Source organism: Synechococcus sp. UW106 (assembly GCF_900474015.1).
Classification (GTDB): domain Bacteria; phylum Cyanobacteriota; class Cyanobacteriia; order PCC-6307; family Cyanobiaceae; genus Parasynechococcus.
Genome location: NZ_UCNV01000008.1, coordinates 505763 through 529006, shown reverse-complemented (window position 1 = coordinate 529006; position 23244 = coordinate 505763). Strand labels below are relative to the sequence as shown.

Annotated in this window: 36 protein-coding genes; 14 read left to right on the top strand and 22 right to left on the bottom strand. The window is 54.2% G+C overall.

The window, feature by feature from the left end; translation table 11 throughout:
* Positions 1–335: hypothetical protein (locus DXY30_RS14320; protein WP_206749523.1), on the top strand; the 335-nt coding region annotated here is incomplete at its 5' end.
* A gap of 80 nt (positions 336–415) precedes the next feature.
* Here DXY30_RS14320 and DXY30_RS07760 read toward each other — a convergent pair.
* Positions 416–1030: a helix-turn-helix domain-containing protein gene (locus tag DXY30_RS07760; protein WP_115094158.1), complete on the bottom strand. Its 615-nt coding sequence runs from the start codon at positions 1028–1030 to the stop codon at positions 416–418.
* A 737-nt stretch (positions 1031–1767) separates the two neighbouring features.
* On the opposite strand from DXY30_RS07760, the gene DXY30_RS07750 reads away from it, so the two are divergent.
* Complete coding sequence (locus DXY30_RS07750) at positions 1768–1941, top strand: conjugal transfer protein TrbI (RefSeq protein ID WP_115094156.1); 174 nt, start codon at positions 1768–1770, stop codon at positions 1939–1941.
* Here the strand turns inward: DXY30_RS07750 and DXY30_RS14315 are convergent.
* The 6 genes from DXY30_RS14315 to DXY30_RS07720 form a co-directional block, all read right to left on the bottom strand.
* Positions 1861–2022, bottom strand: coding sequence for a hypothetical protein (locus DXY30_RS14315; protein WP_206749524.1), 162 nt, complete (start codon positions 2020–2022; stop codon positions 1861–1863). The genes DXY30_RS07750 and DXY30_RS14315 overlap by 81 nt on opposite strands.
* Positions 2013–2285: a hypothetical protein gene (locus tag DXY30_RS07745; protein ID WP_115094155.1), complete on the bottom strand. Its 273-nt coding sequence runs from the start codon at positions 2283–2285 to the stop codon at positions 2013–2015. The genes DXY30_RS14315 and DXY30_RS07745 overlap by 10 nt, the downstream gene beginning before the upstream one ends.
* Entirely contained in the window at positions 2282–2503 is a 222-nt protein-coding gene (locus DXY30_RS07740; RefSeq protein ID WP_115094154.1) for a DUF3721 domain-containing protein, read from the bottom strand. Before DXY30_RS07740 ends, DXY30_RS07745 begins: the two co-directional genes overlap by 4 nt.
* Positions 2504–2507: 4 nt before the next feature.
* Positions 2508–2765: a hypothetical protein gene (locus DXY30_RS07735; RefSeq protein WP_115094153.1), complete on the bottom strand. Its 258-nt coding sequence runs from the start codon at positions 2763–2765 to the stop codon at positions 2508–2510.
* Between the two features lie 68 nt (positions 2766–2833).
* Positions 2834–3544: a phosphoesterase gene (locus DXY30_RS07730; RefSeq protein WP_115094152.1), complete on the bottom strand. Its 711-nt coding sequence runs from the start codon at positions 3542–3544 to the stop codon at positions 2834–2836.
* 2537 nt (positions 3545–6081) lie between these two features.
* Complete coding sequence (locus DXY30_RS07720; RefSeq protein ID WP_115094150.1) at positions 6082–6450, bottom strand: AbrB family transcriptional regulator; 369 nt, start codon at positions 6448–6450, stop codon at positions 6082–6084.
* A gap of 162 nt (positions 6451–6612) precedes the next feature.
* Here DXY30_RS07720 and DXY30_RS07715 point away from each other — a divergent pair, with 162 nt between their 5' ends.
* Positions 6613–7335 (top strand): hypothetical protein, encoded by a 723-nt coding sequence (locus tag DXY30_RS07715; RefSeq protein WP_115094149.1) that lies wholly within the window; start codon positions 6613–6615, stop codon positions 7333–7335.
* Between the two features lie 189 nt (positions 7336–7524).
* Here DXY30_RS07715 and DXY30_RS07710 read toward each other — a convergent pair whose 3' ends face one another.
* From DXY30_RS07710 to DXY30_RS07695, 4 genes are all read right to left on the bottom strand, one after another.
* Positions 7525–8046, bottom strand: coding sequence for a DUF1269 domain-containing protein (locus DXY30_RS07710; protein WP_115094148.1), 522 nt, complete (start codon positions 8044–8046; stop codon positions 7525–7527).
* Between the two features lie 110 nt (positions 8047–8156).
* Entirely contained in the window at positions 8157–9635 is a 1479-nt protein-coding gene (locus DXY30_RS07705) for a hypothetical protein (RefSeq protein WP_115094147.1), read from the bottom strand.
* A 217-nt stretch (positions 9636–9852) separates the two neighbouring features.
* The gene (locus DXY30_RS07700; RefSeq protein ID WP_115094146.1) at positions 9853–10668 is read right to left on the bottom strand and encodes a metallophosphoesterase; all 816 of its coding nucleotides are present in this window, start codon (positions 10666–10668) and stop codon (positions 9853–9855) included.
* A gap of 5 nt (positions 10669–10673) precedes the next feature.
* On the bottom strand, positions 10674–11453 hold the full coding sequence (locus tag DXY30_RS07695; RefSeq protein ID WP_115094293.1) for a GTP-binding protein: 780 nt from the start codon (positions 11451–11453) through the stop codon (positions 10674–10676).
* A gap of 151 nt (positions 11454–11604) precedes the next feature.
* On the opposite strand from DXY30_RS07695, the gene DXY30_RS07690 reads away from it, so the two are divergent.
* A complete protein-coding gene (locus DXY30_RS07690; protein ID WP_115094145.1) occupies positions 11605–11874 on the top strand; it encodes a hypothetical protein in 270 nt (89 codons plus the stop codon).
* Positions 11875–12491: 617 nt separating this feature from the next.
* On the opposite strand, the gene DXY30_RS13610 is transcribed toward DXY30_RS07690, so the two are convergent.
* Entirely contained in the window at positions 12492–12683 is a 192-nt protein-coding gene (locus tag DXY30_RS13610) for a hypothetical protein (protein WP_137006817.1), read from the bottom strand.
* 130 nt (positions 12684–12813) lie between these two features.
* Positions 12814–12990: a hypothetical protein gene (locus tag DXY30_RS14155; RefSeq protein ID WP_166017056.1), complete on the bottom strand. Its 177-nt coding sequence runs from the start codon at positions 12988–12990 to the stop codon at positions 12814–12816.
* 173 nt (positions 12991–13163) lie between these two features.
* Here DXY30_RS14155 and DXY30_RS07680 point away from each other — a divergent pair, with 173 nt between their 5' ends.
* Both DXY30_RS07680 and DXY30_RS14150 read left to right on the top strand, forming a co-directional pair.
* Positions 13164–13583, top strand: a complete 420-nt coding sequence (locus tag DXY30_RS07680; RefSeq protein ID WP_115094143.1) for a hypothetical protein — start codon at positions 13164–13166, stop codon at positions 13581–13583.
* Between the two features lie 548 nt (positions 13584–14131).
* On the top strand, positions 14132–14296 hold the full coding sequence (locus DXY30_RS14150) for a hypothetical protein (protein WP_170951195.1): 165 nt from the start codon (positions 14132–14134) through the stop codon (positions 14294–14296).
* A gap of 28 nt (positions 14297–14324) precedes the next feature.
* Here DXY30_RS14150 and DXY30_RS07670 read toward each other — a convergent pair whose 3' ends face one another.
* Positions 14325–15164, bottom strand: coding sequence for a GNAT family N-acetyltransferase (locus tag DXY30_RS07670; protein WP_244281325.1), 840 nt, complete (start codon positions 15162–15164; stop codon positions 14325–14327).
* Positions 15165–15261: 97 nt separating this feature from the next.
* On the bottom strand, positions 15262–15435 hold the full coding sequence (locus tag DXY30_RS14145) for a hypothetical protein (RefSeq protein WP_170951194.1): 174 nt from the start codon (positions 15433–15435) through the stop codon (positions 15262–15264).
* 92 nt (positions 15436–15527) lie between these two features.
* Between DXY30_RS14145 and DXY30_RS13605 the strand changes: the two genes are divergently transcribed.
* The gene (locus tag DXY30_RS13605; RefSeq protein WP_170951193.1) at positions 15528–15755 is read left to right on the top strand and encodes a hypothetical protein; all 228 of its coding nucleotides are present in this window, start codon (positions 15528–15530) and stop codon (positions 15753–15755) included.
* A 144-nt stretch (positions 15756–15899) separates the two neighbouring features.
* Entirely contained in the window at positions 15900–16292 is a 393-nt protein-coding gene (locus tag DXY30_RS07665; protein WP_115094291.1) for a DoxX family protein, read from the top strand.
* 16 nt (positions 16293–16308) lie between these two features.
* Here the strand turns inward: DXY30_RS07665 and DXY30_RS07660 are convergent, their stop codons facing one another.
* The 3 genes from DXY30_RS07660 to DXY30_RS07650 all read right to left on the bottom strand — a co-directional run bounded on the left by DXY30_RS07660 (position 16309) and on the right by DXY30_RS07650 (position 19130).
* The gene (locus tag DXY30_RS07660; protein ID WP_115094289.1) at positions 16309–18036 is read right to left on the bottom strand and encodes a gamma-glutamyltransferase family protein; all 1728 of its coding nucleotides are present in this window, start codon (positions 18034–18036) and stop codon (positions 16309–16311) included.
* Positions 18037–18478: 442 nt separating this feature from the next.
* On the bottom strand, positions 18479–18712 hold the full coding sequence (locus DXY30_RS07655) for a hypothetical protein (protein WP_115094140.1): 234 nt from the start codon (positions 18710–18712) through the stop codon (positions 18479–18481).
* Positions 18713–18725: 13 nt separating this feature from the next.
* Positions 18726–19130, bottom strand: a complete 405-nt coding sequence (locus DXY30_RS07650) for a DUF1651 domain-containing protein (RefSeq protein ID WP_371638725.1) — start codon at positions 19128–19130, stop codon at positions 18726–18728.
* A 21-nt stretch (positions 19131–19151) separates the two neighbouring features.
* Between DXY30_RS07650 and DXY30_RS14310 the strand changes: the two genes are divergently transcribed.
* The 3 genes from DXY30_RS14310 to DXY30_RS07635 all read left to right on the top strand — a co-directional run bounded on the left by DXY30_RS14310 (position 19152) and on the right by DXY30_RS07635 (position 20008).
* On the top strand, positions 19152–19361 hold the full coding sequence (locus tag DXY30_RS14310) for a hypothetical protein (RefSeq protein WP_115094139.1): 210 nt from the start codon (positions 19152–19154) through the stop codon (positions 19359–19361).
* A 112-nt stretch (positions 19362–19473) separates the two neighbouring features.
* Complete coding sequence (locus DXY30_RS07640) at positions 19474–19761, top strand: hypothetical protein (RefSeq protein ID WP_115094284.1); 288 nt, start codon at positions 19474–19476, stop codon at positions 19759–19761.
* Positions 19754–20008: a hypothetical protein gene (locus DXY30_RS07635; protein ID WP_115094138.1), complete on the top strand. Its 255-nt coding sequence runs from the start codon at positions 19754–19756 to the stop codon at positions 20006–20008. Before DXY30_RS07640 ends, DXY30_RS07635 begins: the two co-directional genes overlap by 8 nt.
* Positions 20009–20288: 280 nt before the next feature.
* Here DXY30_RS07635 and DXY30_RS14140 read toward each other — a convergent pair whose 3' ends face one another.
* From DXY30_RS14140 to DXY30_RS14130, 3 genes are all read right to left on the bottom strand, one after another.
* On the bottom strand, positions 20289–20456 hold the full coding sequence (locus DXY30_RS14140; RefSeq protein WP_170951192.1) for a hypothetical protein: 168 nt from the start codon (positions 20454–20456) through the stop codon (positions 20289–20291).
* Between the two features lie 141 nt (positions 20457–20597).
* Entirely contained in the window at positions 20598–20774 is a 177-nt protein-coding gene (locus DXY30_RS14135; protein ID WP_170951191.1) for a hypothetical protein, read from the bottom strand.
* Positions 20775–20814: 40 nt separating this feature from the next.
* Positions 20815–20991 (bottom strand): hypothetical protein, encoded by a 177-nt coding sequence (locus DXY30_RS14130; RefSeq protein ID WP_166017045.1) that lies wholly within the window; start codon positions 20989–20991, stop codon positions 20815–20817.
* Positions 20992–21188: 197 nt separating this feature from the next.
* Here DXY30_RS14130 and DXY30_RS14125 point away from each other — a divergent pair, with 197 nt between their 5' ends.
* Complete coding sequence (locus tag DXY30_RS14125) at positions 21189–21359, top strand: hypothetical protein (protein WP_170951190.1); 171 nt, start codon at positions 21189–21191, stop codon at positions 21357–21359.
* A gap of 708 nt (positions 21360–22067) precedes the next feature.
* Here the strand turns inward: DXY30_RS14125 and DXY30_RS07620 are convergent.
* On the bottom strand, positions 22068–22796 hold the full coding sequence (locus DXY30_RS07620; RefSeq protein WP_170951189.1) for a class I SAM-dependent methyltransferase: 729 nt from the start codon (positions 22794–22796) through the stop codon (positions 22068–22070).
* Here DXY30_RS07620 and DXY30_RS14120 point away from each other — a divergent pair.
* Together DXY30_RS14120 and DXY30_RS07615 are read left to right on the top strand one after the other, a co-directional pair.
* Positions 22795–22965, top strand: a complete 171-nt coding sequence (locus DXY30_RS14120) for a hypothetical protein (RefSeq protein ID WP_170951188.1) — start codon at positions 22795–22797, stop codon at positions 22963–22965. The genes DXY30_RS07620 and DXY30_RS14120 overlap by 2 nt on opposite strands.
* A gap of 89 nt (positions 22966–23054) precedes the next feature.
* Entirely contained in the window at positions 23055–23240 is a 186-nt protein-coding gene (locus DXY30_RS07615; protein WP_115094134.1) for a hypothetical protein, read from the top strand.
* Positions 23241–23244: the final 4 nt, after the last annotated feature.

Sequence of the window (23244 nt, the reverse complement as noted above, 5' to 3'; positions counted from 1 at the left end):
AGGCCAGAAGGCCAAGGGCGGCAGGAGCCACCAGCAGTTGCTGGAAAAGCTTCATTGAATTCCTCACACAGGAAAGCCCAAATTGGGCACGCCCATACTGCCGTTGCGCTGTATTTGCTGCTACTCGTATAGAGCAATTCCAAGTAGCTTTTTATACGTCTGTCTGTTCTTTTCTGTTATCAGCCTCATCGCAGTCCCTTTTGCAGATGTCTGTGCTCTGCTTGGGGCTTCGCTTTGTCTCTTCAGGCATCAATAAGAAGACTGACGGGCTTGTGTCATTTGTTACTCACTTCCATGTTTTGGGCCTGTTGGAGCGATTAGAGTTAAAAAGTTGATTCCCATCGGATCTTGGCCAATTCATCCGACGACAATTTACGGCAGAGCAAGAAAAAGGGCTGTAAAAAGTCAAAGTGTTCTAAATGGAAGGGTGGAACATGTCGGTGTGGTCATTGATTTGATTTGCCGGCAATATCAGTTGATTCTTTAGTTCGTCAATATAAATTTTATTAGATTTCCTGAGAGAGCTTATGCTTCTGGAAACAGTTGATCTTGTAGTTCCAATGATTTCAGCGATGCGCCCATGAGAGAGAGTGTGCTCTAGCAAATAGCCATCGGTTGTACGTATACCAAGTCTGGTCGTTAATAGTTGGAATAATTTCATGAGACGACTTTCTATGTTTGTTTCGAGTCTGACAATGTGTAGTTGTAACACCCATTCCAAGATGCTGTCATTGGATCTTTGTTCTGGATCATGGCCATAGCTTGCTTGGCATTTTGTTTCTGTTATCGCCTCTATCCTGATCCATAATTCTTCAGGGTAATTGAACCTGCATGGTTCAGATTTGCATGCAAAAGCTAAAGTCAAATCAATTGTCTTGCCTTCTTGGTAGGCGCCAATTCTTACGATTCCATCTTCTACTGTTATTTCTACGTCTTCTCTGCCTCTAGGCCTATCGAGAAGCACTGTTTCCGAGGCATTAAGGAATATTGGCCTGTTCTGCCTGGGGTTATGTCCGCCCTTCGTATTCATTGACGTGCTGACGTGTGCTTTTTGATACTTGCTGATGTAGTTGCGTTACCGCCTATTTATTTACTGTTCTGTATAAACAAGTCATCGTGGTTTTGTGTTGAATGGATTTTATAGCACGTTGTGGATTGTTGGCTTTGTTCGTTGTTGTGATATTTGCTCTTTTTGAAGTTCGATATGACACATTGCGGCGTCGTGATAACGGTTCTCTGCCTGTTAATGCTTCAACCACAGCATTTTTTCCGGCCTAATTGTCTCAAGGGCTTCCATGTGCTCGTTGGTTAGTGCCTGAGCGGCCTGATGTTGACCTGCAAGAGACAGGTGCGACGCTCGTCCGAAACACCAGTCTTTGATGTCATTGAGTGTCTTGGCTCTATGGCGATTTTTGTTGATATTTTCTGATGGCATGTCTTCACTTGATGGTCCTCTTATTTTCTCGCGTTGTATTTCTAGCTTTCTTTTTTTGTGAACGTTTGAACGTAGTCAATTGTTGCCTCCCCTGTAACCATTGGTTTTCTTCTCTTTTGGGCCTGCCTTTTGAAGCTTTTTGATTTTAACCCCACTTTTGGTCTTCAACGTTTTTGTTAGCGGCGCCTATCTGCACGTGCTTTGTAGCCCTTGGTCGCGTTTTTTGCTGATAATCATTCTCGCTATTTTCTTCGCTCTTTGTGTTGGTTTGTTCTTTTATCTGTCTCTGATGTTTCAAGCCTCTATAGATATCCGCAGATCATCCGTCCGTTATGCCTTCAGCCCTTCTGCGTTGTGCTTGTGAGCGTTGCACCTGCGAGGTTCAGGAGACTAAAGCTGTGATCCTTCATGGCCTGAACTTCTGTTCAGAGGCCTGTGCCAGCGGTCACCCCAACAATGAGCCATGCCATGGCAGCGGTTCCTGTGGATGCACCTGCGCGGATTGAGCGAGTTGGATTGAGCTCAACTCCCTTACTTGCTGTTTGTTTTGCCTGCTGTTTTTTGACTGCCGTGTCGTTCAGCGGCATGGCTTCAGCAGCATCGTCAGCCCTGACACGGTGACAACAATGGTCAGCCCTCCCAGCAGGATTGGATAAATCGGTTGGAGGTTCAGCCAGCCGAATTGTCCCGTGTGCAGCTTGAGCAGCCAGAAGGCATCGATGTTCCGCTCAAGGAGCAAGCTGTAGAGGGAGCCAGTGCCCGCTGTAATCAGTAGTGGTGCTGCGGCGATTGGCACAAGCCAGCGGTGGATGCGTCGTGCCTGACGGCTCGTTGTTCTGGAGGTTTTCATTGCTTGCGCAGCTGTTGATGGAGTTCCCTTTCATCAGCGCAAGGCATCCAGCGTCCGTTGTTCTCGTGAACGCTTTTACAACCGATTTCGGCAGCTCGCTGCTCAGCTTCCGCCTTGGTGGCGTAGAGCCCTTTGCCGTGGGCCAATCCTGGCGTTTGGTTCACCAAGAGGGTCACGACACCGACGGCAAGAGCCGTTAAAGGTTGGATGGCGGGCATTGGTTCAGAAGCCTTCGCAGTGTTCGATGGCTTTCAGGTAATTCATCTTGCCGGGCTGCGTGTGTCCGTCGGTGTTGATCGCGACCCGCATGGCGATCTGGGCATCGACGCAGCGGTTGTAGCGATCGGTTTTGACGGCTTGCGGAATCAACAGAACAGCAATGCTGACCAGGCTGAGGCTGCTCACTGCAGCCAGCAGCGGGTAAGCGTGGGCTCTCACCATTTCACGCACCGTGAGCTGTTGTTGGTTGTGATCGTTCATGTACTGATTGCGATTGCCCCAGCGTATGAACGCCCTTTCGGTTCGTTTGGCCTGAATGAACGAGGCAGTCAGCCAAAGCCCCGCCCCGCGGCGTGGACGGGTTCTCCCGCAATCCGAAACTCGATGTGATCCGTTGCGGGGTCGTACAGGGTGTAGTTCCTCCCTCCGCCAATCCCGATCACACTGCGCTTGGGTACGGCCTGTTCGCTCTGCTCTTCTCCGGCATGGTCCTTCACATGCGATTGGATCGATCCACCGGAGAGTTCAAGCCGGAACTGACGCTGGCAGCGTGCTGTGAAGAGGCGATTGACATCCAGCCGCGTCAGGCGATCCAGTAACACCAGGGCAGAAGTGTCTTCTGTCAGCCGGTCACCAACATCAGCTGAACTGCCATGGATAAGGGCGCAGTCGAGTTCGATGAAACCGAATTGCAGCGATGCCAGCCAGTTGAGATGGTCTGCATCCACGGCAGCAAGAAGTGCGTTGACGCTAGCCTCGCCGTGCTTTTGTCTGAGACCTTCAGCCTTGCGCTCCCCTCGGTAGCCAGACTCAGCAAGCAGCTGCTCTTCCCACCAGCCATAGATGCATTCGGGCTGGAGATCCGAGCGTTGTGGATGCCGTAGGCGCTCGAGCAGTGCATTGCACTCGCGTTGTGATCCGATCAAATCACCAAGAACAAAGAGATTGGCGACTCCTCGTTGTTGCATTAACTCCTTCTGGATCTGCTCGTACAGATCCAGGTCTCCTTGGAGACCACTCACCAGGGCCCAGCGTTCCATCAGCGCTCACACACAGCGTCAGCGTTCATAAGACTGTCCTTGAGACTCCAGTGATGGCAATGGTTCTTGATTTCATCCCGAAGGACGTAGTGCCTACTGTTGTGCCTACGTAGTGCGTCCTTTGCTGGCATTTCTCCAGGTATGTGAGAACGATTCTCGCTGTGCTTTATAGCCACGTGCGTCAAATGAGGCAGCCCTTCGTGACATAGGTGGCAAGTCGCCGCTTTTCTGTAGTAGTACAGATATATTGCTGCGCATTCAAGGGTGGAGGACTGGAGCTTTCTCGATGAGCGTGACCTCGTCAGCTTTCGTGGCATGCAGAGCTGTGCAACATGCCATCACTTCGGCTACGTCACCTTGTCTCAATGCCAAGTGCTGGGTGGGTGCCACCTCAAGCAAGGACTACTGGCCCCTGGTGCTCATGCTTTGAAGCGCTGCAAGCACTGGAGTTACGCAACCCCGTGGGCAAAAAAAGCCATCCCCCTCTCTCAATCAAAATAGGGATGACTGGAGTGCTCCAGAGCGACACGTCTGTCAACCAGAGCTCTTTTGTCCTACCTCCCGCTTTGCACTGACAACTGCATCACAGGACACAAGGGTGCCGTCACTCCATAGGCCAGTACTTCCATGCATCGAACAGAGTGAGCTCGCTGCTCCGTGAAATGCAGATCAAGCAAAGCACCTGTGTTGCCTCCCTTAACCCTGCCTATGACCGATATCCCTGCCCCTTGGGATGACCCACTGATGTGAGGCGCTTAGCCAAAGCCTTTTTAGGGAAAGCGCTGGGCCCTCGTTAAGCCCAGCACATTCATGGGCAAGCGCTCTGCAAGCCCGCCGGTAAGTATATGTACGCACCTACTTGACCTAGCTTGCCTAGTTTGCATAGGCGTAATAATTCTTTGGCAATAACTAAGTGAGCGCTTTTTTCTCTGTCACCTCACCTTCTGTACTGAAGAATTGAGAATAATTATCTTTCGGCCACGAGTGCTTTTTTCTTGTGCTCGTCAGCCCCTTTATCAAGTTCTGCAGAGCTGCGGGGGCTTTTTCTAATGCCAAGCGAAGCCACCACTCCTCGAACAGGGTGACCTCGCCGCTCCGTGAAGTGCAAATCAAACAGAGCCCCCATTTTGTAACCCTGGTGTTCGCAGGCTTTACGCATCACCTACTACAGAATCAATATCAGTCAGTAGGCCAGTGTTTCCACTTGTTGGTTGAGCGGAACCACCGGCCACAACGACCGAGCGATAGGTGGTTCCGCCGCCCCAGTCGACTCTTCAGAAACTGGGGCAACTACGTCGTAACCGTCTGCCTCGCAGGGGCAGCGCATCACCTACTACGGAATTGATATCAGTCAGTAGGCCAGTGCTTCATTGCCGCCCTTAACTTGCTCTTAACTTTGCCTATGACAGTGGCGATTGCTATTCAGCACTTTGATATTTCTCTGCGCCACCGTTGCAAATTTGGACCGCACTAGCAACCATGTTGGCTTGCTGTCCAGAGGTGAGCTGACTCCACATCTTTGAATCATTGATGCCTGATGTAGTCATCACGCAGAGATTAAAATAATTAGCCCGAAATATTACTGGCGAAAAATATGCGGCAGTGCCGATTGCAGCTCCTACGCATAGCAAGCCTTTGGTCAATGGATGCATCACCCACTTGTGCGATATCTTGCCAATGCTAATGCTGATAGCTTAATTGGTCTTAAACGATCTCCACTGTTAAATGTTTTAAGGATTCATGTCATAAAAGCAATCAAGGCAAAAGAATATTGAAAAACTCATTGAGCTTGCTATGGTGACCACTCACTTCATCAATAGATGCTCAACAAGTATCCAGTCATCCGAAGAGTTTCCATCTATATGGTTCTCAGTTATTCAGGCTTGGTGCTTGTGAATAACAGTGGCTATCAACTTGAGAACATGTGGGTGATCTATGCCCCAATGTTTGTTGGTGTTTATATCTTCTCAAGATGGATCGATAGCAAGCTAGCCAAGAAAGATTAAGAGGATGGCTCTTCATAAAAAGGACAACCGCTAAAGCGTTTGGTTTGTCTTTGGTGCTTCACCTGTGCTGCCTATTGCTGCACATCGGAAAGGACGACCGCTAAAGCGGTCGATTTACTTTTATTTTCATCTGTTGAAGTGACCAATCACGCTAGTTTTGCAAGACTTTTGTGTAATTTTTGCTCCTTTCTTTTGCTCTCCCATAGCAGTGACCTCTCCGACCACCGTCAATCAAAGTTTTAGATATATAACCACTGTCTCTTTTGTTAACGCAACTGCTAAACCTCGCCCTCGGTTTTCGGGCTTCCACGCGTTTGAAACAGGTGGTTTTTCGTAGCTTGTAGCGACCCCAGGAACACAAGTTTGTCGTTCGTTAACGCATTGGTCTATGCCTTTGGGTTGGGTTGGCATTAGTAAACATTGAACGTCAGAAGAACTTGTAGGTGGGGGTCACTACAAACTACGAGAAAACACACCAGTTCAAATACAGCGGCGGGGCAACGGGTGAGGGCTATCGGTTAGCCGTGGTCCTCACTCTTCCTCGTCTGATCCACCAACAGGAACCAGACGGATCGCTTTCTTGCCAAGTTTGATAGTGAATTCATCACCGCTCTCAAGTTCAAGCAATGCGGTGTAGGCCTTGCCGATCAAAAGGTTGCCATTGCCTTGAACCACAGCCTTGTAGGAAAGCTTGCGTCCACCTTTGCCAATGCCAGCGGTGCCACCAGTCGAAAGGGTGACGCCCTTGGCTTCAAGCAGGGCCTCATAGAAAGCGGTGAAGTTCACCCGCTCACCGCCATCTTTTTTGGTGGAGACGTAGCCACAGCTGCGGGCCAGATCTGTTTTGGAAACGTCGCCAAGATCCTTCACCTTCGATAGAAGGTCGGTGCCGGTCAGCATTTGTTTTCTGTGTATCGGATGACACAAACCTAGCAAACATAATTTCTTCCTGGCAACAACTCACTGCAAATAACAGCCCGCTCGGTTCCACCGAGCACCAAGTCTCATTGATCTTCTTGCCTCATCAGCCGGAAGGTCGTGTTCACCTAACAGATAACTGTGATGACTCTCTCAATCGTGCCCGTCGACCAGGCCGGCATTGACAACATTGCTGATGGCCTCAGTGGGTTCACCGATGAATCCTCTGAGCTGCAGCAATCGATGATGACCACGTTGTTTATTGCTGGTGCCAGTGATGCCAGCAAGGGGCGGTGTGCCTATCTCCTCTTGGAAGATGGCTCTCGCATGTGGGTTCCCAACTCACTGCGCTGCTGGATTGTTGACCTTCAAATCAAGACTCAGCAGTACGAGAGCTATGACCCGACAGAGAAACTGCTCATCCGTGTCACAGCAGTAGACGGCACCACTTATGTGTACCGCTGCGGCTTTGACAGCTGGACTGCCACCAGTTTTCTCACGCAGTTCAAACACATGACCCGTAAGCAACTTGCGGATCAGGTGACCATCACCTTGAGAAGCAAGGGGCGGGCAACCTTTGTCGATGTCTCTTACGTAGAGAACGGACAGTTTCACCGTGTGCAATTGCCTGACTCCGCCTTCACAGGGCAGAAACTTGGCTACGACGAGCGCCTTGATCTGATCTCCTACGTCAACGGGACCAGCCAAGACAACGAGGATTCCCCCGTTGTTGAAGCCCAGGTCCAGGTTGAAGAGGAACCTTTCGAGGTACCTGCTGAGGAGATCGACGAGTTGCTCGACGAAATTCGGAAGCCAAAGCGCTCCCGTCGTAAGGCCAGCGCCAGCACTGAACAAGTCACTGCTTGAACCTCTTGCCCTCACCCTCTGGGTGGGGGCTTTTTTATTTCTTTTATCGCAGCCGAGCCCCAAAACTCCGCATTAATACTCTTGTATTAGCGCTTCGCTTGATCTGCAATAGGTGGTGTCAAAGGTCGTCTGCCCCTGCCTCTAGCCGAGGCGGGGGCTTTTTAGTTCTCTTTCTGCTGGCAATCAGCGTCAGGAAAGGCGAAGCGCCTCCGCTTGCTTAGCTGCTGTAGCCAGAAGATCGCGCAGCTTGTCTTCATCGGTGTGAGACATGTTTGTCTTTACCAAGCGAGCGTGAGGGGCGTGCTTGCGCAGACGCTCGATCACTCGATCAGGCGTGCCATCACGCACCAACAGGGCTAAAGCTGCGCTGCCTTTTGGAAGGGTCTCGGCCAGCTCCCGCAGGAACTGATCGTTGATGCCGATATCAGAGAGGGCGCCAGAGGCAGCACCTGCACCGGCTCCGACAACAGCACCCACCAGAGGGTTAAGGAAGAGCAGACCCACCAGCACGCCCCAGAAGGTACCGCTCGCAGCACCTGCAGCAGCCAAGTTGATGGCCTGGCGGAGATGCACGTGACCGTCTTCACCATGCTCAAGCACCACTGCATCCTCAAGGGAAATCAGATGCTCTTTCTGGATGCTGACCAACTCAAGACGCACCTCTTCCGCCTCCTGAACTTTGGGAAAGCCGACGACAATCAGATCTGACATGCAGAGGGAAAAGCATCTTTTGCAAGCTATGCACGTATTCCAGTGATGTCAGCCAAACTCTGGGCTCATAGGCAGCATCACTTATTTGGCAGATTCACGTTTTATTTCTCTTATGACAGCCAACTCAGGTCCAGCTTCTTTAGTTCCTTTGCCATCACTGCTGGCATGTTCTTCAAGCCTTCGCCGTAGACCCGGTCCTGTACATCCTTTGATGCATGGGCAACGAACGCACGTCTGAACTCCTGGTCGATGCCGCACTCCCGCCACAGGTCAATGGCTGTGTTCCTCAGGCTGTGCAGTCCTGTCTTCCCCTTCTCGTACGCATCAACCTTCTTCAGCACGCAGTCACGGAACCAGACGGTCCAAACGCTGTTGCTCTTTGAACGATCAACGATGTATCCATCCCCCTTCTCTTGTATCCACTTCACGTAATCCTGCTGTAGTAGCAAGGGGTGCCATGGCATCTTGCGCTCGCCTGCCGCTCCACCCTTCAGCGTTGTTGAATACGCAGCAGTTGGCTCGTGCTTGAAGTCGAAGTAGTAAATATCTTTCTTGTCTTTCTTGATGTCCCCTTTACGTAGATAAACAACCTCCCCTTGCCTCGATCCAGTACATAACAAAGCATCAAAGACAAAGGACCGCTCAATGTCACCAATCTGATGGACCTTCTGGTATATCTGCTTGAGTTCTTCCCTTGAGAACGACCGGTACGTCTGATGTGTTGTGCCTTTCGGCTCTTTGATCTTCATTGCTGCGAACACATCCGTATCAACCAAGCCAAACTGCAGGCCTGTCTTAATCAACGTCTTGATTAGCGTGAGCTTCTGTTGCTTGGTGCGTATTGCCAGTGTCGATTGCTGAAGTGTGTTAATGAAGTGCCTTGCATCGTCAATCGTCAGCTCATTAGGGAAATGTTTCTGTGTTGTCTCGACAATCTGCTTGATTGCTACTTGATAACTTCCCAATCGCGCTCGACTGATGCCTATCCCTTGCTCTTCAGTGATGCCACCCGCAAATAAGACGTATTGCTCTAGTAATTGTTCCCATGTCACCTGGCTGTCGGGAAGAGGTGGTGCCTTCGTTTCGATATCCCCCGAACTGAAGTCTCCTTCGCTCCGGCGCTTGTCGTCTGCTCCAAACATCGGGACATAACCCAGCAATCGCTGCTGGATCTGGCGCATTGCCTGCGAATCAAGCTGGATCTGCAGCTTCTCCAGTGTTTCTCCCACCATGCGCTGGGTAATTGCTGCTTTGGCTGCCTTGATTTGCTCTAGTGCCCCCGGCTTGCCCGCCTGACCCATGGCTTGCGATGCAATTAGCACCACCTCCGCCACCATGTCCTCGATATCAGTGGTGATTTGCCCCTGATCACCTGCATTCAGCAGCTTTCGCCAGGGTTCAGCCGCAATTCCTGCCGCATCACGGGGAGAAAGCGGTGTGACCTCCGCTGATTGCTGGAGTTGTCCGGCTTCTTCTGCCTGGGCCTTGGCAATCAACGCTTCTGCCTCGGTGTGTATGGCAGACCAGGCCGTAATCACAGCTTGGTCCTTCGGATCAACGCTGGTTAGCCCTAGCGAGCGGCTGAACACCCGCAATCCACCACACTTCTCCCTGATTTCTGCGGGGATACGGCGGTAATAGGTCAGCCTGCCCGCCCTATTCAGGCGTAAGTAAGGAAGCAGGCGTGATTTCCTGGGCACAACCTGGCTGTATTGCGCTGTTGTGCCTACTTTGTGCCTATTAACTCCCCTCAAACCCGTCGATACGACTGAGACCTAGTAATTGCAGGTCGTTTTGGTTGTGCGTTCAGCGTTCACACACGTGGCTGGCGTCTTCAGCCCGCTCGGCGTATTCGAATCCGTGGCTGAGCCTCCAGGCAAACACTTCCGGTAAGCCCGCATCAACGATGGCCTGACAGGTTTTGGCGACGTCGTAGTCGACCTCTCGAATTGTGACGTCTCCTGTGTTGTCGTCATGAATTACATAGGTCGCCTTCGTGCTCCCGTGACGAGGTTCTCCCACGGAACCTGCATTGACGATCCGTCGCATTGGTAAGTCCAGCTCGTGTTCTGTTGGTTTGTTGTGATCGCGTTGTTGCACCTTGATGCGAATGGAGCCCTCGCGTAGTTCGCGCACATAGGGCTGATGCGTGTGGCCGCAGAACAAGGTTTCCGCTCCCGCTGTTTCCACCCGCTCAAGGGCTGCAAATGCGTTCATGTCAGGCAACAGATACTCGTGCTGACTGTTGGGACTGCCATGCACAAACAGCAGCTTGTCTCTGCGCAATGTCATGGGCAGTTCGGCCAGAAATGCTTTGTTCGCCTCCGTCAGCGTTGCGGCTGTCCAGTGGTGGGCACGATGGCCTCGCCGTTCCGCCAGCTGGGAGGGATAGCTGCATTCACAGGCATTCAAGCCATCAATGATGTCCTCATCCCAGCACCCCTGGCACGTGTCAATTTGGCGCTGTCGCACCAACTCCACCACCTCATTGGGCTGTGGTCCGTAACCAACAAGGTCGCCCAGACAGGTGATGGTTTTGATCCCGTGGGAGTCAATGTCGTCGAGGACGGCCTCAACGGCTGCCAGGTTGGCGTGCAAACAGGAGATGACGGCATGCTTCATGTCAGTCAGCTTTCCAATGTGGGTTGTTGTTGCTGGAGCTGTTGTTGTTGCGCGGTGAGCACGTCATCTGCGAGCAGGCAATCGTTGATGGTTGCTTGCATTCCTTCAGGATTGAGTGCCTTGCCTTGAACGACCAGTTCTGAAGTGCGACTGGGGCGCCCCGTGGGGGGATCCGTGGTGTCCAAGGGCAGAAACTGTGATCCCTGTTGGCTCACCATCCAATTGCAGAAAAATGAACGCCCGTCGGGGAGATTCATCAATCCTTTGGCGCGGTACACATCGCCGTAGGCACCATTGACGAGTTCAAACCAGAAGCTGCTGAGGCTGTCTGGGTCCCATACACAACCTGAAAGGGATGTATGCCAAGCCTCAAGCTTGCTGAACTCCAAGGTGTCATTCGAAGGCAACTCTGGGTCTCGCCCAAAGTGCATGACTTGGTCAGGTCGCAGCTGCAATGCGTCCAGCTTTGCGCGGACGTTGATTCCGAAGCCATCGATGCCCTCCTCGGTGGGAGTACGAAACCTCTGAACTTCGATCAACGTGAGCGCATCGTCCTCCTCCTTCAGGTCTGCTGCATTGGATGGCGTCGCCTCCTCAAGCCTGGGGATCTGGTCCTTGAGCCAGCTCAGGTCGATACCGCTGTCGGCTCCCTGCTCAAGCCCCGCTTCTGGTTCTTCCTCCAGGCGCAGGTAAGCGCAGGGGCCGCCGTGATCTTGGAGCGTTTTGAGTGCCCAGGATGTTTTTCCGCACCCCGGAGGACCTGAAATCAGGCACACCTGACCCATCGCAGCCTCCACAAAGCTCGAGAATCATTCTCATTATGGTCGCTCGTCGCTGCCCTGTCGCGCTTCGGCTCCATTGCATTGAGGTTGGTATCGCTTGTTATGGGCTGTGCTTGCATCTCTCGCTAGGGTCACCAGAACTCGGTTTTGACCTATGCAGGCCTTGGAGTTCCTCGCCCTCGTGCTGGTGAACTTGGCTCTGATCGTTTATCTGTTTGAAAAAGGCTTCAAATTCTGGAAGGAGAACCGTCGTCTCGATCGCCTGGTCAATCAGCATCCCGAAATGAAGGGCGTGCATCCTGACGAGGATGGCCTTTTTATTTTTGAAAGTGATGACTCCTTAAAGGTTCTAGTTCTGGAGAACGATGAGCCCGGTGTGGATGAGCCCTTCTATGTGAAAGAAGAGGATTTCGAAGAGGAGTGAATGCAACGCCTGACCTGAAGTTTTGGGGGTAATTCGTGCAGGAATGGAATGATGAATTTGTTTCCCAGGCTCAACATGAGCTCACCTCTATGGTGACTGACTGGAAATACGATTTCGGCGTCAGTGATCGTGATTGTTCGGCCATGTTGCTCTGGATGCTGATCAAGCTCAATCCCGATTGCAATCTCGATGCCGGTGTTCTGGATCCCTGAGCAGGTTTTGTGTCTTGGGCAGCCAACTTGGCCCGCCAGTGGGGGCTGTTTGGATTGATGGGGGTGATGCGTTTGTCTGCCCCCTAGGTGAAAGCACCGATGTCAATTGGTTCTTGACGATACACACTGAAAGGGTGACCCCCAGCTCAGAACAGGGGGAATCTGCGTCGAACAAGGGGAGGGACTAGGGAACCCTCCCTTTTTTGTGGCTGGCCTGCAGTTCAGCTCACCTAGGCCTTTGTCTGGGGTCTAATCACAAAAAAGCCCGCCAAAGCAGCGGGCCGGGTGATGGGGGATCCCAACATAACGACCACTGCCAAAGGATGCAGTGTTTCTTTCTTATTCATGCTGCGGATCCGGTTGCACTTATGGCCCTGCTGTGAGTGGTATCGCTTTGCGCAAGATCTAGTTCAGTCGCCTGCGCGAGCCGCTGTTACGCCCAACTGCCGGAACGTTTCGGCTCAGATACAGGGCATTGCTGAGTCCCATCACGACGGTGCATCCTGCCGGGCCGCAGACTCGGTAGAAGTGATGCCCAATGGATTCGACTGTTCCGTTGCCTTGAACGGAGTACGGCAGATGCAGAGGCTCGGCCATGGGACGACGCTTGAGGCAAAACCGTCCTACGGATCCTGGATTGGGCTTGACTGCGACATCTGATACGGGTTTGCTTTTCTTTGCCTCCCTCAGTGTTTCTTGAGGATTCAGGCCTGTGCCTTCGTGGGCCTCAGGTGCCTGGGAAGTGACTGGCCTTGAGTCGAACAAGGTGATCCCGCACTTCCAGGTCTGGCATTCGCATCACGCGTTGCATCAGGTCTTGCCGATGGGCGTAAAGCCCCCTGCAACCCTTGATGGGTTCGGTGAGCAGCTCGAGCAGTTGTGCTTTGGCCGTTGTGCTTGTCATGGTCTTTTGCTGCGTCTGGTCTCGTCTTGTTCCCCAAAGCATCGCGAACATGTGATCGCAACACATCACCCATTTGAGTGGTTGTCTGCACTGATCCCAGGCGACGTCTCCCCCATTCGAGGGGTGGCTCCCAGGGTCAGCTTCTTTATCGTGACGTGTCTTTCGAGGTTCGGATGAGGGTTCTGCAATCCGTTCTGGCGTTGCTGTTGGTGTTGGTGCTGGGTTGCGCAACAGCTTCACCGGTCTTTGCTGCAATGAGCGAGGAGTCGGCGAGTAGTGATTTGATTGCGACGCTCGAACAAGCGCGGGATGTGCGGGAGCAGGCGGATCTAAAAATCCGGGAAAATCTCAAATTGATGGCGTCCAGTTGCCTCTATATGAGTGATTCGTTGAAGGAGTTGATGGCTTTGGAGAATCAGTTTGAAGACCGCCAGATCGCAGATTTCACCGTGGGCATGGCCGACGCGGTTGAGCTGGAATTGCTCGATGAGGAATCCCGGAAGATCAAGGCGCTGTACCGGCGATCCCACTGTGACGACCCGATCATCCTGCGGGAACAGTTGCGGCAGGCGGATCAAAAGCGGAAGGCCTGACTCAAGCAAGCTTCGCAACAGCAGACCCCCGACCCCTTTGACGGAAGGGGCCGGGGGTCTGGTTCTGAACGGTGTCGTTCAGGCTTGAAGTGGCCGTCCCGTTCCGATGAACGGGCGGCCTAAATCGCTCGCTTGTGCATGACGCACTCCATCAGGTTTTCGGCTGAAGGAAGGTCGAAGCGTCTGGCTCGTGGCGCCTGGGGCCATGTTCCAAGGGGTCGGGTGAAGGGGGCTCCTTAGGGCACCTGACACGGTGCAGATGGAGTGCCGATCGGCCTGGCCTTTCGCACAAGGCCTGTCGAAGGGCGCACCCGACAAGAGGTGTGAAAACTGTTGGAGCAGGGGCCTGAAAGTCAGTTTGCTTCTGACGTCTGCTCGGTTGGACCGTCGTCACGCATGGACGCCTCCGATCTCGATGGACACATTCTTGGGGGTGGGTCGAGTCCCGGCAATCAGCACGAACACGCATTGCCTTTCAGGGCTGAATCGGCTGACAGTGGGAAGGCCGTGGCCGTGATCTGATTAGCCTGAACCGCCGACCGCGGTTGATGACCATTCCCTTCGGCACACCTGAGTTTTCGGATGGTCTGCTGAACAAGTCGGTCTCATCCACACGACTGCGTGCCTGGTTGAACACACGTCTTCGCCAGCTCGCCATGGGGCAACGCTTACAGGATGCGCGGGCGTTGCGTAGTGAATTCCTCGTGGAGTGATCAGTGCCCTCAGGTCTGCTCCCGGAGATCAACCCAGCTCGAGGCAGGCCAGGCCATAAATGTTGCGATCGTGGCCTTTCGGCATCACGCCTTTGTACATGCGCACCGTTGATCCCATGGGTTTGAAACCCTTCGCGGTTGTGAGGGTTTTGGCGGAGTGGTTGTGGCCGGGGGTGTCGATCAGAACGACACCCTTATGGCGGTCCATGGCGTTGTTCAGCAACAGCGATGCCATCCCGGCGTCTTCTGCAAGCCACGGACCCACCCGCCAACCGTCGCCAATCGGGAGGAGGCAGGGTCGAATGCGCACATAGCCATGGCATTCACCCTTGCTATCCATGGCCACGAACACCTCCCCGGCCTTGTGGCGAAGCCACAGTTCAAGGAAATGGGGCCGCGGGCTGATTTCGTGGCGTTCGTCGTAACGCTGAATCGCCTCGAGTGAGATGTCGCGCAATGACACGACGTTGATGTCGCTGCGATGGAGCAGGGTTGTGTTCGGGTTGTTCGATTGATCGCTCAGGCACAACATCTGCCGGCGAGTGGTGACGCAGTCCTTCTGAAAACCGGCTTTTTCATAGAAGCCAACCATCTGCACCGCTGCTTCCAGGCCGATGCACTCCACACTGTTGAGGGTCTGCAGGGCATGTCGCCAGAGGCGATGGCCAATGCCCTGGCCGCGATGGTCCTGCTTCACAACAAACAGGCCGATGAAGGCGTAGCCGGGGTTGTAGGTCACCGCGGCGATGCAACCCAACGGCTGGTTGTTTTGCCAAGCCAACCAGATTCCCTGGCGATCGGTGTTTGCATAGATCTCGATATCGCCCACACCAGGAGCGAAACCCTGCTCACGGGCCAGCCCTGTCACAAAGTCAAGGTCGGATGACGTGAATGGTTTGATCTCCAACATCGACAGTCAGGCGAGGGGGCAGCAACCTGAGTGTTCGAACAATTTTCAGGCGCCGTCAGGCGGCCCGGAGAATTGAATCCACACTGGTTGGATAACGGCGCACGTACGCATTTGTTTCCATGGCGACGATGCGCGCCTCTTGGCGATCAGCTGCCTGGAGTTGCAGCGTGTGTTGGCTGCCGTCGTTTGTTTTGTAGCGAACGAGAAAAGGTTGAGGATTGGCTGTCATCGGTCTGAGATCTTCCGTCCGATCCGTAGTGTTGTTGGCCGTAGCGCACAGGCAAGAGCGTGAAATGGTCTGTGGTTTCCCTCAACGATGAGATGTCCCATCGGTTGCGCGTGAGCCAGGTCGAGCTTCATGGCTTTGCCGTGAATGCACCCGTCTTACTGCGTCTGCAACCGGATCTCCATCCCCCTGTCATGGGATACGTCGACCTGTCGGTCGCCGATCCTGTCGTGATGGGCTCTTGGCCGTCTGTTTCGGCTTGGGGAAGGGGAGATCCGAACCGTTGCGGGCGGTTCTCCTCTCCCTGTGTTGCAACCTTCTGAGCGACGCTCGACCCGGACAGATGTTCATGAGGGGACCAACCCTGAGGCGCGACCCTCAGGGGTTTTTTATGGCTGTTCAGAATGAACAGTTGCTCCCTAGGGTGATTCCCATGACTCACGTGCCCTTGCGGGCTTTTGCTGACCATGACTGCTTCGAAGCTGTTCGACTTTCTCGGCCGGGTGCTGATGGCGGCCGTGTTTGTGAATGCATTGCCGGGGAAGTTCAGCAACTTCGCTGAAACAGCAGGCTTCATTGCCTCCAAGGGCATTCCTGAGCCGCTGGCATCGGTTCTGCTGGTGGCGGCAATTGTGGTGTTGATCGCCGGATCGATCCTGCTGGTTTTCGGCAGCAATACGGTGCTGGGGGCTTCCCTGCTGCTGCTGTTCCTGGTGCCCACCACGCTGATCTTTCACACCTTTCCGGTGGACAGTGGTTTCGCGATGAACTTGGCTTTGATCGGAGCGTTGATCCTGGCCATCACCCGTGCCTGGGGCAATGGAGTGCCCAGCTTCACGAACATTCGCTCCAAGTGGTGATCGACCGCTGGCTGGGTCATGGCAGGGCCAGGGCCGTTCCCTCACGGCGCGGGTCTGCCACCCCTTGCCAAGCCCCATCGATTTTCTGCACCAGGGCGGTGCCGCTGCCAATGGGCTGACGACGCAGTGGCCCTTTTGTTGTCAGCTGCTTCAGCGGTAACGGCCAGGCGAGCGGGGGATCGTCTTCCAGCACCAGCGTCTCGCCCCTCCTGGAGAGATGCGGCAGGGCCACCGCTCGCGTTGGCGGCTCGTTCCAGACCATTGATGCCAACAACACTCGGCTGAGTAGGTGCGGAATGCTCCGACCGCCAGGGCTGCCGAGGGCCAGCACCGGTTGACCATGACGGAACACCAGGGTGGGCGCCATCGACGACATCGGTCGCCGTCCTGGCAGGCGACGGTTCGCCACCGGTTTGCCTCCAAGGCTGGGTCTGAAGGCGAAGTCGGTGAGCTGATTGTTCATCACCATGCCGGCCACCAGGTGCCGACTCCCGAAGATTGTCTCCACTGAGGAGGTGTAGGAGGCAACATTGCCTCCGGCATCCACAATCGTGATCTGGGTGGTCCCCTGCTCCTGCCCCTGACCAGGCAGACCGAAGGGGTAGCGATCCGTCCCTGGTGGCAGCCCTGGAGTGGGTTGCGTTGCCTCAGCGATCTGCATGGCCTGGGCTCGCTTTGCGATGTACCCCGGATCGAGCAAGCCAACGGTGGGAACCGCTCCATCGCGCGGGTCACGCACCCAATAAAGGCGGTCAGCATCGGCCCAGGCTTGGGCTCGGCCCAGCTGCCTCCAGATTTCAGGCTCAGCGGCGCTGGACCCTGGAAGATCGCTGCTCTGGCTCAGCAGGGCGAGGGTCTGCAGAAGCGCCAACCCACCACTGCTTGGGGGCGGCATGGTGCAGATCTGATGTTGAAGCTGTTGGCGGCAGAGAGGGGCGCGATCCAGCACGGCATAGCTGCTCAGATCGGCTGGGCTCCAGCCACGGAAGTCTGGTTCGCTGACCTGCAGGGCATTGATCCCGTCGAGGATCTGCTGCGCCAACGGCCCTTGATAGAAGGCCGGCCCACCGTCACGGGCCAACAGCCTCAGGGTCTGGGATAGGGCGCTGTTGCGGAACGCTTGATCCGCCGGCGGGGGCTGGCCACCGGGCAGGTACAGCGCCTGAAAACCAGGGCTGTGGGCCACACCGAAACGCTGTGCAAGACGAATGGAGCGCCGCAGCCGGGGGCTCGGTTGAAAGCCAACGCTGGCCAGGCGGATCGCCGGTTGGAAGGTGTGGGCCCAGGCCAGACGACCGTGGTTTTGGTGCGCCTCCCAAAGCAGGGCAACGGTGCCAGGAATGCCGATGGCGTTGGCTTTGGCGGTGGCCTGCCGCCAGGGCAAAGGTGAACCGGAGGAGTCGAGCAGGTCGCCTGGCCGGCTGCGTTCGGGGGCCACTTCACGGCCATCAAGCACATCCAAGTTGCGTTGCTTTGCATCCCAGTGGAGGAGGAATCCGCCGCCTGCGAGGCCGGAGCTCTGGGGTTCCACCACGGCCAGCACCGTTTGCGCGGTGACCAGGGCATCGATGGCGGTGCCGCCCTCCCTGAGACTTCTCAGCGCAGCTTCACTGGCCAGGGGATTGGCGGTGACCACCACGGCTGATCCGCTGGCGCTGGAGATGCCCTGGCTGCCGGGGTCGGCCGATTCCGGATCATCGCGGCTGATTGGTGCTGCTGTTGTGGGGGGGCAGATCAAGAGCATCAGAGCCAGCAGCAAGGCTCTGATCAGCGGCAGCCCGCTCCTGCTTGTGTCAATGAAAACATCGCTGCAAAGGCTTTTGAAGGAAAAAATGATCAAATTCCCTCACTCACCCCTCTCGGATTTCAATCCAAGGGCTGAACCTGTATAGGAAGAGATGTATCCGCAGGCCCACCTACGGGATACATCGCAGTCCTGAGGAACAACTTACCGAAAAAAAGGTTCCCAAAGAGCCCACTCCTCGGGAACGACTCGTGCATGCGTATAGAACTTAATGCTGCTCAATCTCCCTTAACAATGAGTAAATTTGCTCAGCATGAGAGGGCTGGGTTTTTGCCTGGCATCGCTGATTGCCGTTCCCTCTGGCGTCTCGTTTCAACCGGGCAAAAAGAAACCCCCGTACAGGCGGGGGCTCATGTCTATGGCGTTGTCGCGCTGGGATTGATCAAAGACCAAGGAATTTTGCAGGAATGCCATCCAAGCTGTTGTTTCCCATCATTTGGAAAATGACGTTGATCAGCATCCCTCCAATGTGGATGGCTCCCACCAGTGCCAAGCCTCTCCAGAGCTTTTCAAATGCTGCTGGGGGCTGATTGTTAACCCACGTGCCGGATCCGTTGGTCATCAATTCATCGAGACTTTCGCAACCTTGGCGGAAGTTGTTGTTTTGGTCCAGCATTCGTCATTGAGATTCACCAGCGCACGGGGGGGGAACAGCGCCGCCAGCCTGTCTTGAGCATCGTGTTCCACGCTTCGATCGCGTTGTGGCGGAGCATTCGTCGCCGGGTTTGTGGCATCGGTGGCCGAGGCGGAACCCAGCAGTAGGTGTGCACCGCAACCCACTGGGAATGGACGGTGGCAGAGTCTGGTTTGAACTGCACCACCTTTTGCTGCTCAGGGCTCACCAGCCAGCCTTCACCGCCTGGCTTTTCCGTTGGTTCGTGGGTGGCGCGGTATCGAGGCAAGCGGGTGGAGCGACGGCAACAGAAGACAGCTCTGCGAAGCGCGTGCTGCCGGAGCGGTGCCCCGACAGGATCATGGCGAGCCCGATCATGACTGGTGGGCCAAATCGAGCGCGAACCCGTTGGGATTGCCAAGGAATGAACAGAGTGTCCTGGATGGCGATGGAAATCTCAGTTGAGAAACATCATTCACACCTTTTTGATGCTCCAGAAAAGAAGCTCTTCTCAGTCAAAAAGCCGCATCAGAGAAGCTTCTGGAGGCCTTGGATTGCGACCAATGTCCCATCAAGGCAAGAGAATTTTGCCTGTCCTCTGCTTAAAGGACAGGCAATGAAGATCTTTTTGGTTCTCAACGAAAAAACATAAAGTTTTGCTATCGACTTATAAGCAAGTGTGAGAAGCTTGAATTATTGGCCTGATAAATTAATGCTACTTCATGCTCTTATCGATTATATTTGAGCAAATCAGTTTGACAATAATGGATAGCAGTCAGGTTGAAGATTTTTCCCAAAAAATAGCCTCGGACTTTGCGCAAGCCTGCAGGAATGATGAGAAAAGTGAGGATTGTTTTGGAACTGCGTACAGCTACGGTCGAGACAACGAGACTCGTTTGACCCATGAAATTATTCGCCTCCAGCGAGAAAGTGGTTTGTCGAGAAGAGAAATTATTGACTCGATCAGGGATCTTGCCAGTCGTATGAATGCACTTTCTTATGTTTTTCTAGTGGCGGCTGACGTTGCAGAAAAAGCGCTCGACGATGATTGATCCTGGCGGTTTGCATGATCCAAGCCAGCCAAGTGACGACCCTCCGGGCTATGCCCCGCGAGGAGACTTTCTGATGGGCCTAGCGGAAGAAGCGATCAAGGAGACCAGGAGACGAAAAGTTGAGAAGGAAATTGCCGTACTTGCATTGGCACTGAAGGATTACAAAGACAAAATTTCCATTCGACGCTATGAGCAACTTATGAATCGTCTTGCCGAGCTGAAGAGCCAGCTCAACAGCAATCCTTAAATCCAAAACACAGCGTCATTCGACCACAGAGGAATGGCTTGAGTGCTTGGTTGATCAGGCTTGCGGCTAACAACGGCTGGGCGATGACTATCCCTTTTTTGTGCGTCACCATGATTTGGATCGCTGGATCTCTGAGCCCAGGTCGTGATCTGGCCGCAGTTGATTGATGACGCCGTCGAAAAATTAGTGTTGACCTTGATGCCACACCAATCCACCACCACCATCACCTCAGGATTGGGTCGCCATCGATTGATATCACGGGCTGCTCCATGGCTGCCTGCTATGGAGAGGGTTGATGGTGCTGGCGTAATTTCTTGAGTTGATCATCCATCCGAAAGCGCAACTGCCTCAGGTTTTCAACATTGATCTCGTTTTCGCCCGCACTCCAGTGCTGAGGGTTGGCGACACGAATCTCGAGTTCACGTAGGCGGGAGCGATCGGTTTGCATGTCCAGCTCCGCGGGCGGATTCAGTCTGTTGCCATTGCGCCGTGTTCAACATGAGTTTTTTTACCGCTTCGTAGAAAAGAAGTGACTGCAGTCCATGCCGGTTCAACATCGACTGGATCAACAGCTTCAGCTGGGCAAGGCTTAATTGGAATCAGACTCGAACAGGTGGTCCATTAATGCTGCATAGAGTTTGGTCTTCATGTCCAACAGGAGGGCTTGTTCGTAGGCATCACCCCCAGGCCAGCTGACGTAGGCCTCAGCAATAGCCCTGTGCAAAAGGCGCAGAGCGTCTCTTTCCACCGCGATCGTTGTGATCATTTGGTTGCCCTCCATTTGATTTGAACGAAACAGGCTGTCTTCAGAGATCTCTCGGTTGGCGCATGATCCAGTCTGAGGCGGCTTGCTGTTGTTTCCAGGCCACCAAAAGATCTTTCGCAATACTGCGGAGGGCCTGAAGATCCTTTGAGTTGTCGATCTCGCGTGAAAATTTCTCGATTTCAAATTTCTGGCCCAGAGTCAACGCAATCGGTTCCATTGGCTTGTGGCTTTGAGACCGGAAAGTAACCCAGAATTTTTCCTGCTGCAAATTGAAACCGTAGTGTTTGCAACCGATTAGAGAGAACTATGATCAGCTCAATACATTGCCACCGTTACAGAACATTTCTGAATGCGGCTAATCACTCGGATCGCAAAGGCTTATGGCCTTAGAAAGCATTTGCAGGTCTAGATCTGATGCATTTTTCCTGGGAAAAACATCTTGAATTATCCCGGAATGTAGCTGTTGCTTCAGACGAAAATCATGGTATTGCTCTTGCACTTATGGGTGTTGCTCTGACGATGCTGGCCAAGGATCTCCTGGCCCAGGAATTGAATGGCTCAGCGCTGCCGTCATCCAGGTCTTGAGCCAGAAGGCCAAGTCGTTGGCTCAGAGAAAGTCCATCTCATCTTCGTTGTTCTCGTCTTCCTGGGATTGAATCCACAGCGCCGAGAGTGGAAAGATGAAGCAGCTAGCAATCAGAAATTCCATTTGAACCTGGCTTTGCTGAACTAACGATCAAGCAAAACCGGATGGTTATCTGTATCAACTGATCTCGTTTTTTCTGATTTTGGTCGTCGATTGATCCGTTTTGTCTTGTTGAGTGATTGTGCTTAGTCAGCCCAGGCTGATCAAGGCCACGCCTGCAACAAACAGCAGAACAGACAGCACCAACAAGCTTCCATTCATCGGTTGCTTGTTCTTTTGATTGATTCCATCCCCAGGCGTGCTGCCTGGCGGCCCAGGTCAATAGCTGCTCGGGCGGTGCTTTTGATCACATCCTTGGCTGAGCTTCGAACCCGTCGGGGGCTGCGCTGCATGGCGTCGGGCCAGGATCCTTCCGGCCATCGCGGCACGCGACGAGTGACTCGATCACCGAGTTGAAGCAGGGATTGTCGTAGCCCGCTGCCCACAGCTTTGAAGCAACAGCATCAATCTGCTGGCTGCAACTCAATGGTGTTGTGCCAATTGACACGAAGGCGAGTTGGCATCTGCATGGGATAGCCCCACAACAAGGGCTGGAGTTCCCGCCAGGCCCGCCGCTTGGTGCACATCTTGGCGAGGCATCTACAGGCCTATGTCTCCGGTAAAGCGGCTTCAGCCTGTCCCTCAGCTCGGCACAGCCACAGGCGGATGAACAATCCCTGATAGAGCTGCAGAGGTGCCCGCCAACCGGCTTGGTTCAGCACAGCCGCGAGCCGGCTGGCGTCAAGGGAGAACACCACCTTGTTGCGGCTGTCCCTGATCTTTTCAAGCCTGTCGTCTGGAACGCCCCGGTCGACAAGCCGTTGCCAGGCCACACTGAACACCTCGCGTTGGCTTTCGCCGTCCTCCTCTTCGCTGTGGGCGCTCAGCAACAACACACCACCATCAGCCGTGCACTGCGTCAGTTCGCGCATCATCGCGTTCTGCTCGTCGATGTGCAGCAGGTGAAGCACGTTGTGGCACACCACCAGATCAAACAGGGCGCCCTTCAGTTTGCCGTCGAGCGCCGCGTTCAGGGTGCATGGCAGCAACCGGCAGCGGCTGCTGCCGGGGTGATCCGAAAGGGTTTTGCGGCATTGCTCCAGCATCAGCTCACTGGGCTCGAGCACCGTCAGCTCAGCATCAGCGCAGGCGTTGAGAAGGTGTGGAATTTCATCGCCGGGGCCGGGACCCACCACCAGCACCTGCTGTGCATCGCTTGCTGTGGCCTTGATCGCGGCTCTGGCGATCTCGTGCAGAACGTCGTGGCCGGGAATGGAGTCTTGAATGCTCTTGCGATAGGTGCGGCCATACTCGCCATCGAAATCAAGTGAGGGCATGGGCCACCGCGATGGAGCTTTCCCAATGATGGTTGCTTTGTGCGATTCAGCCCTGGAGGTTGCCGATGCCGTTGTGCATCCCATCGCCTCCCAACCTGACAGCAGTCTTGGCAGCCAGCGCCCTCGTGTCAGCCAGCAACGGTGCCTGCTGGAGCTATCCCTCATCTGAGGGAATGTCTCGCCTCGATTACTCCCTCAACTGAGGGATGTGGAATCCATTCACTTGTTGCTGAATAAGGAAGCGCGACAACCATCTCCATGCCCCCGGTTTACGACTTGATCCTTCAGCGCAAGGGCGAGCTGCAGACCGAAACGGTGCAGGTGGCCGATGCCGCCCAGGCCTGGCGATTGGGGCGTGAGCGCTATCCCCACTGCATTCGTGGTGTTGTTCGTCGGGATAGTTGTCGCGATGGCTCTGCAGCTGAGCCATCCAAACGCCGCTAAAAGG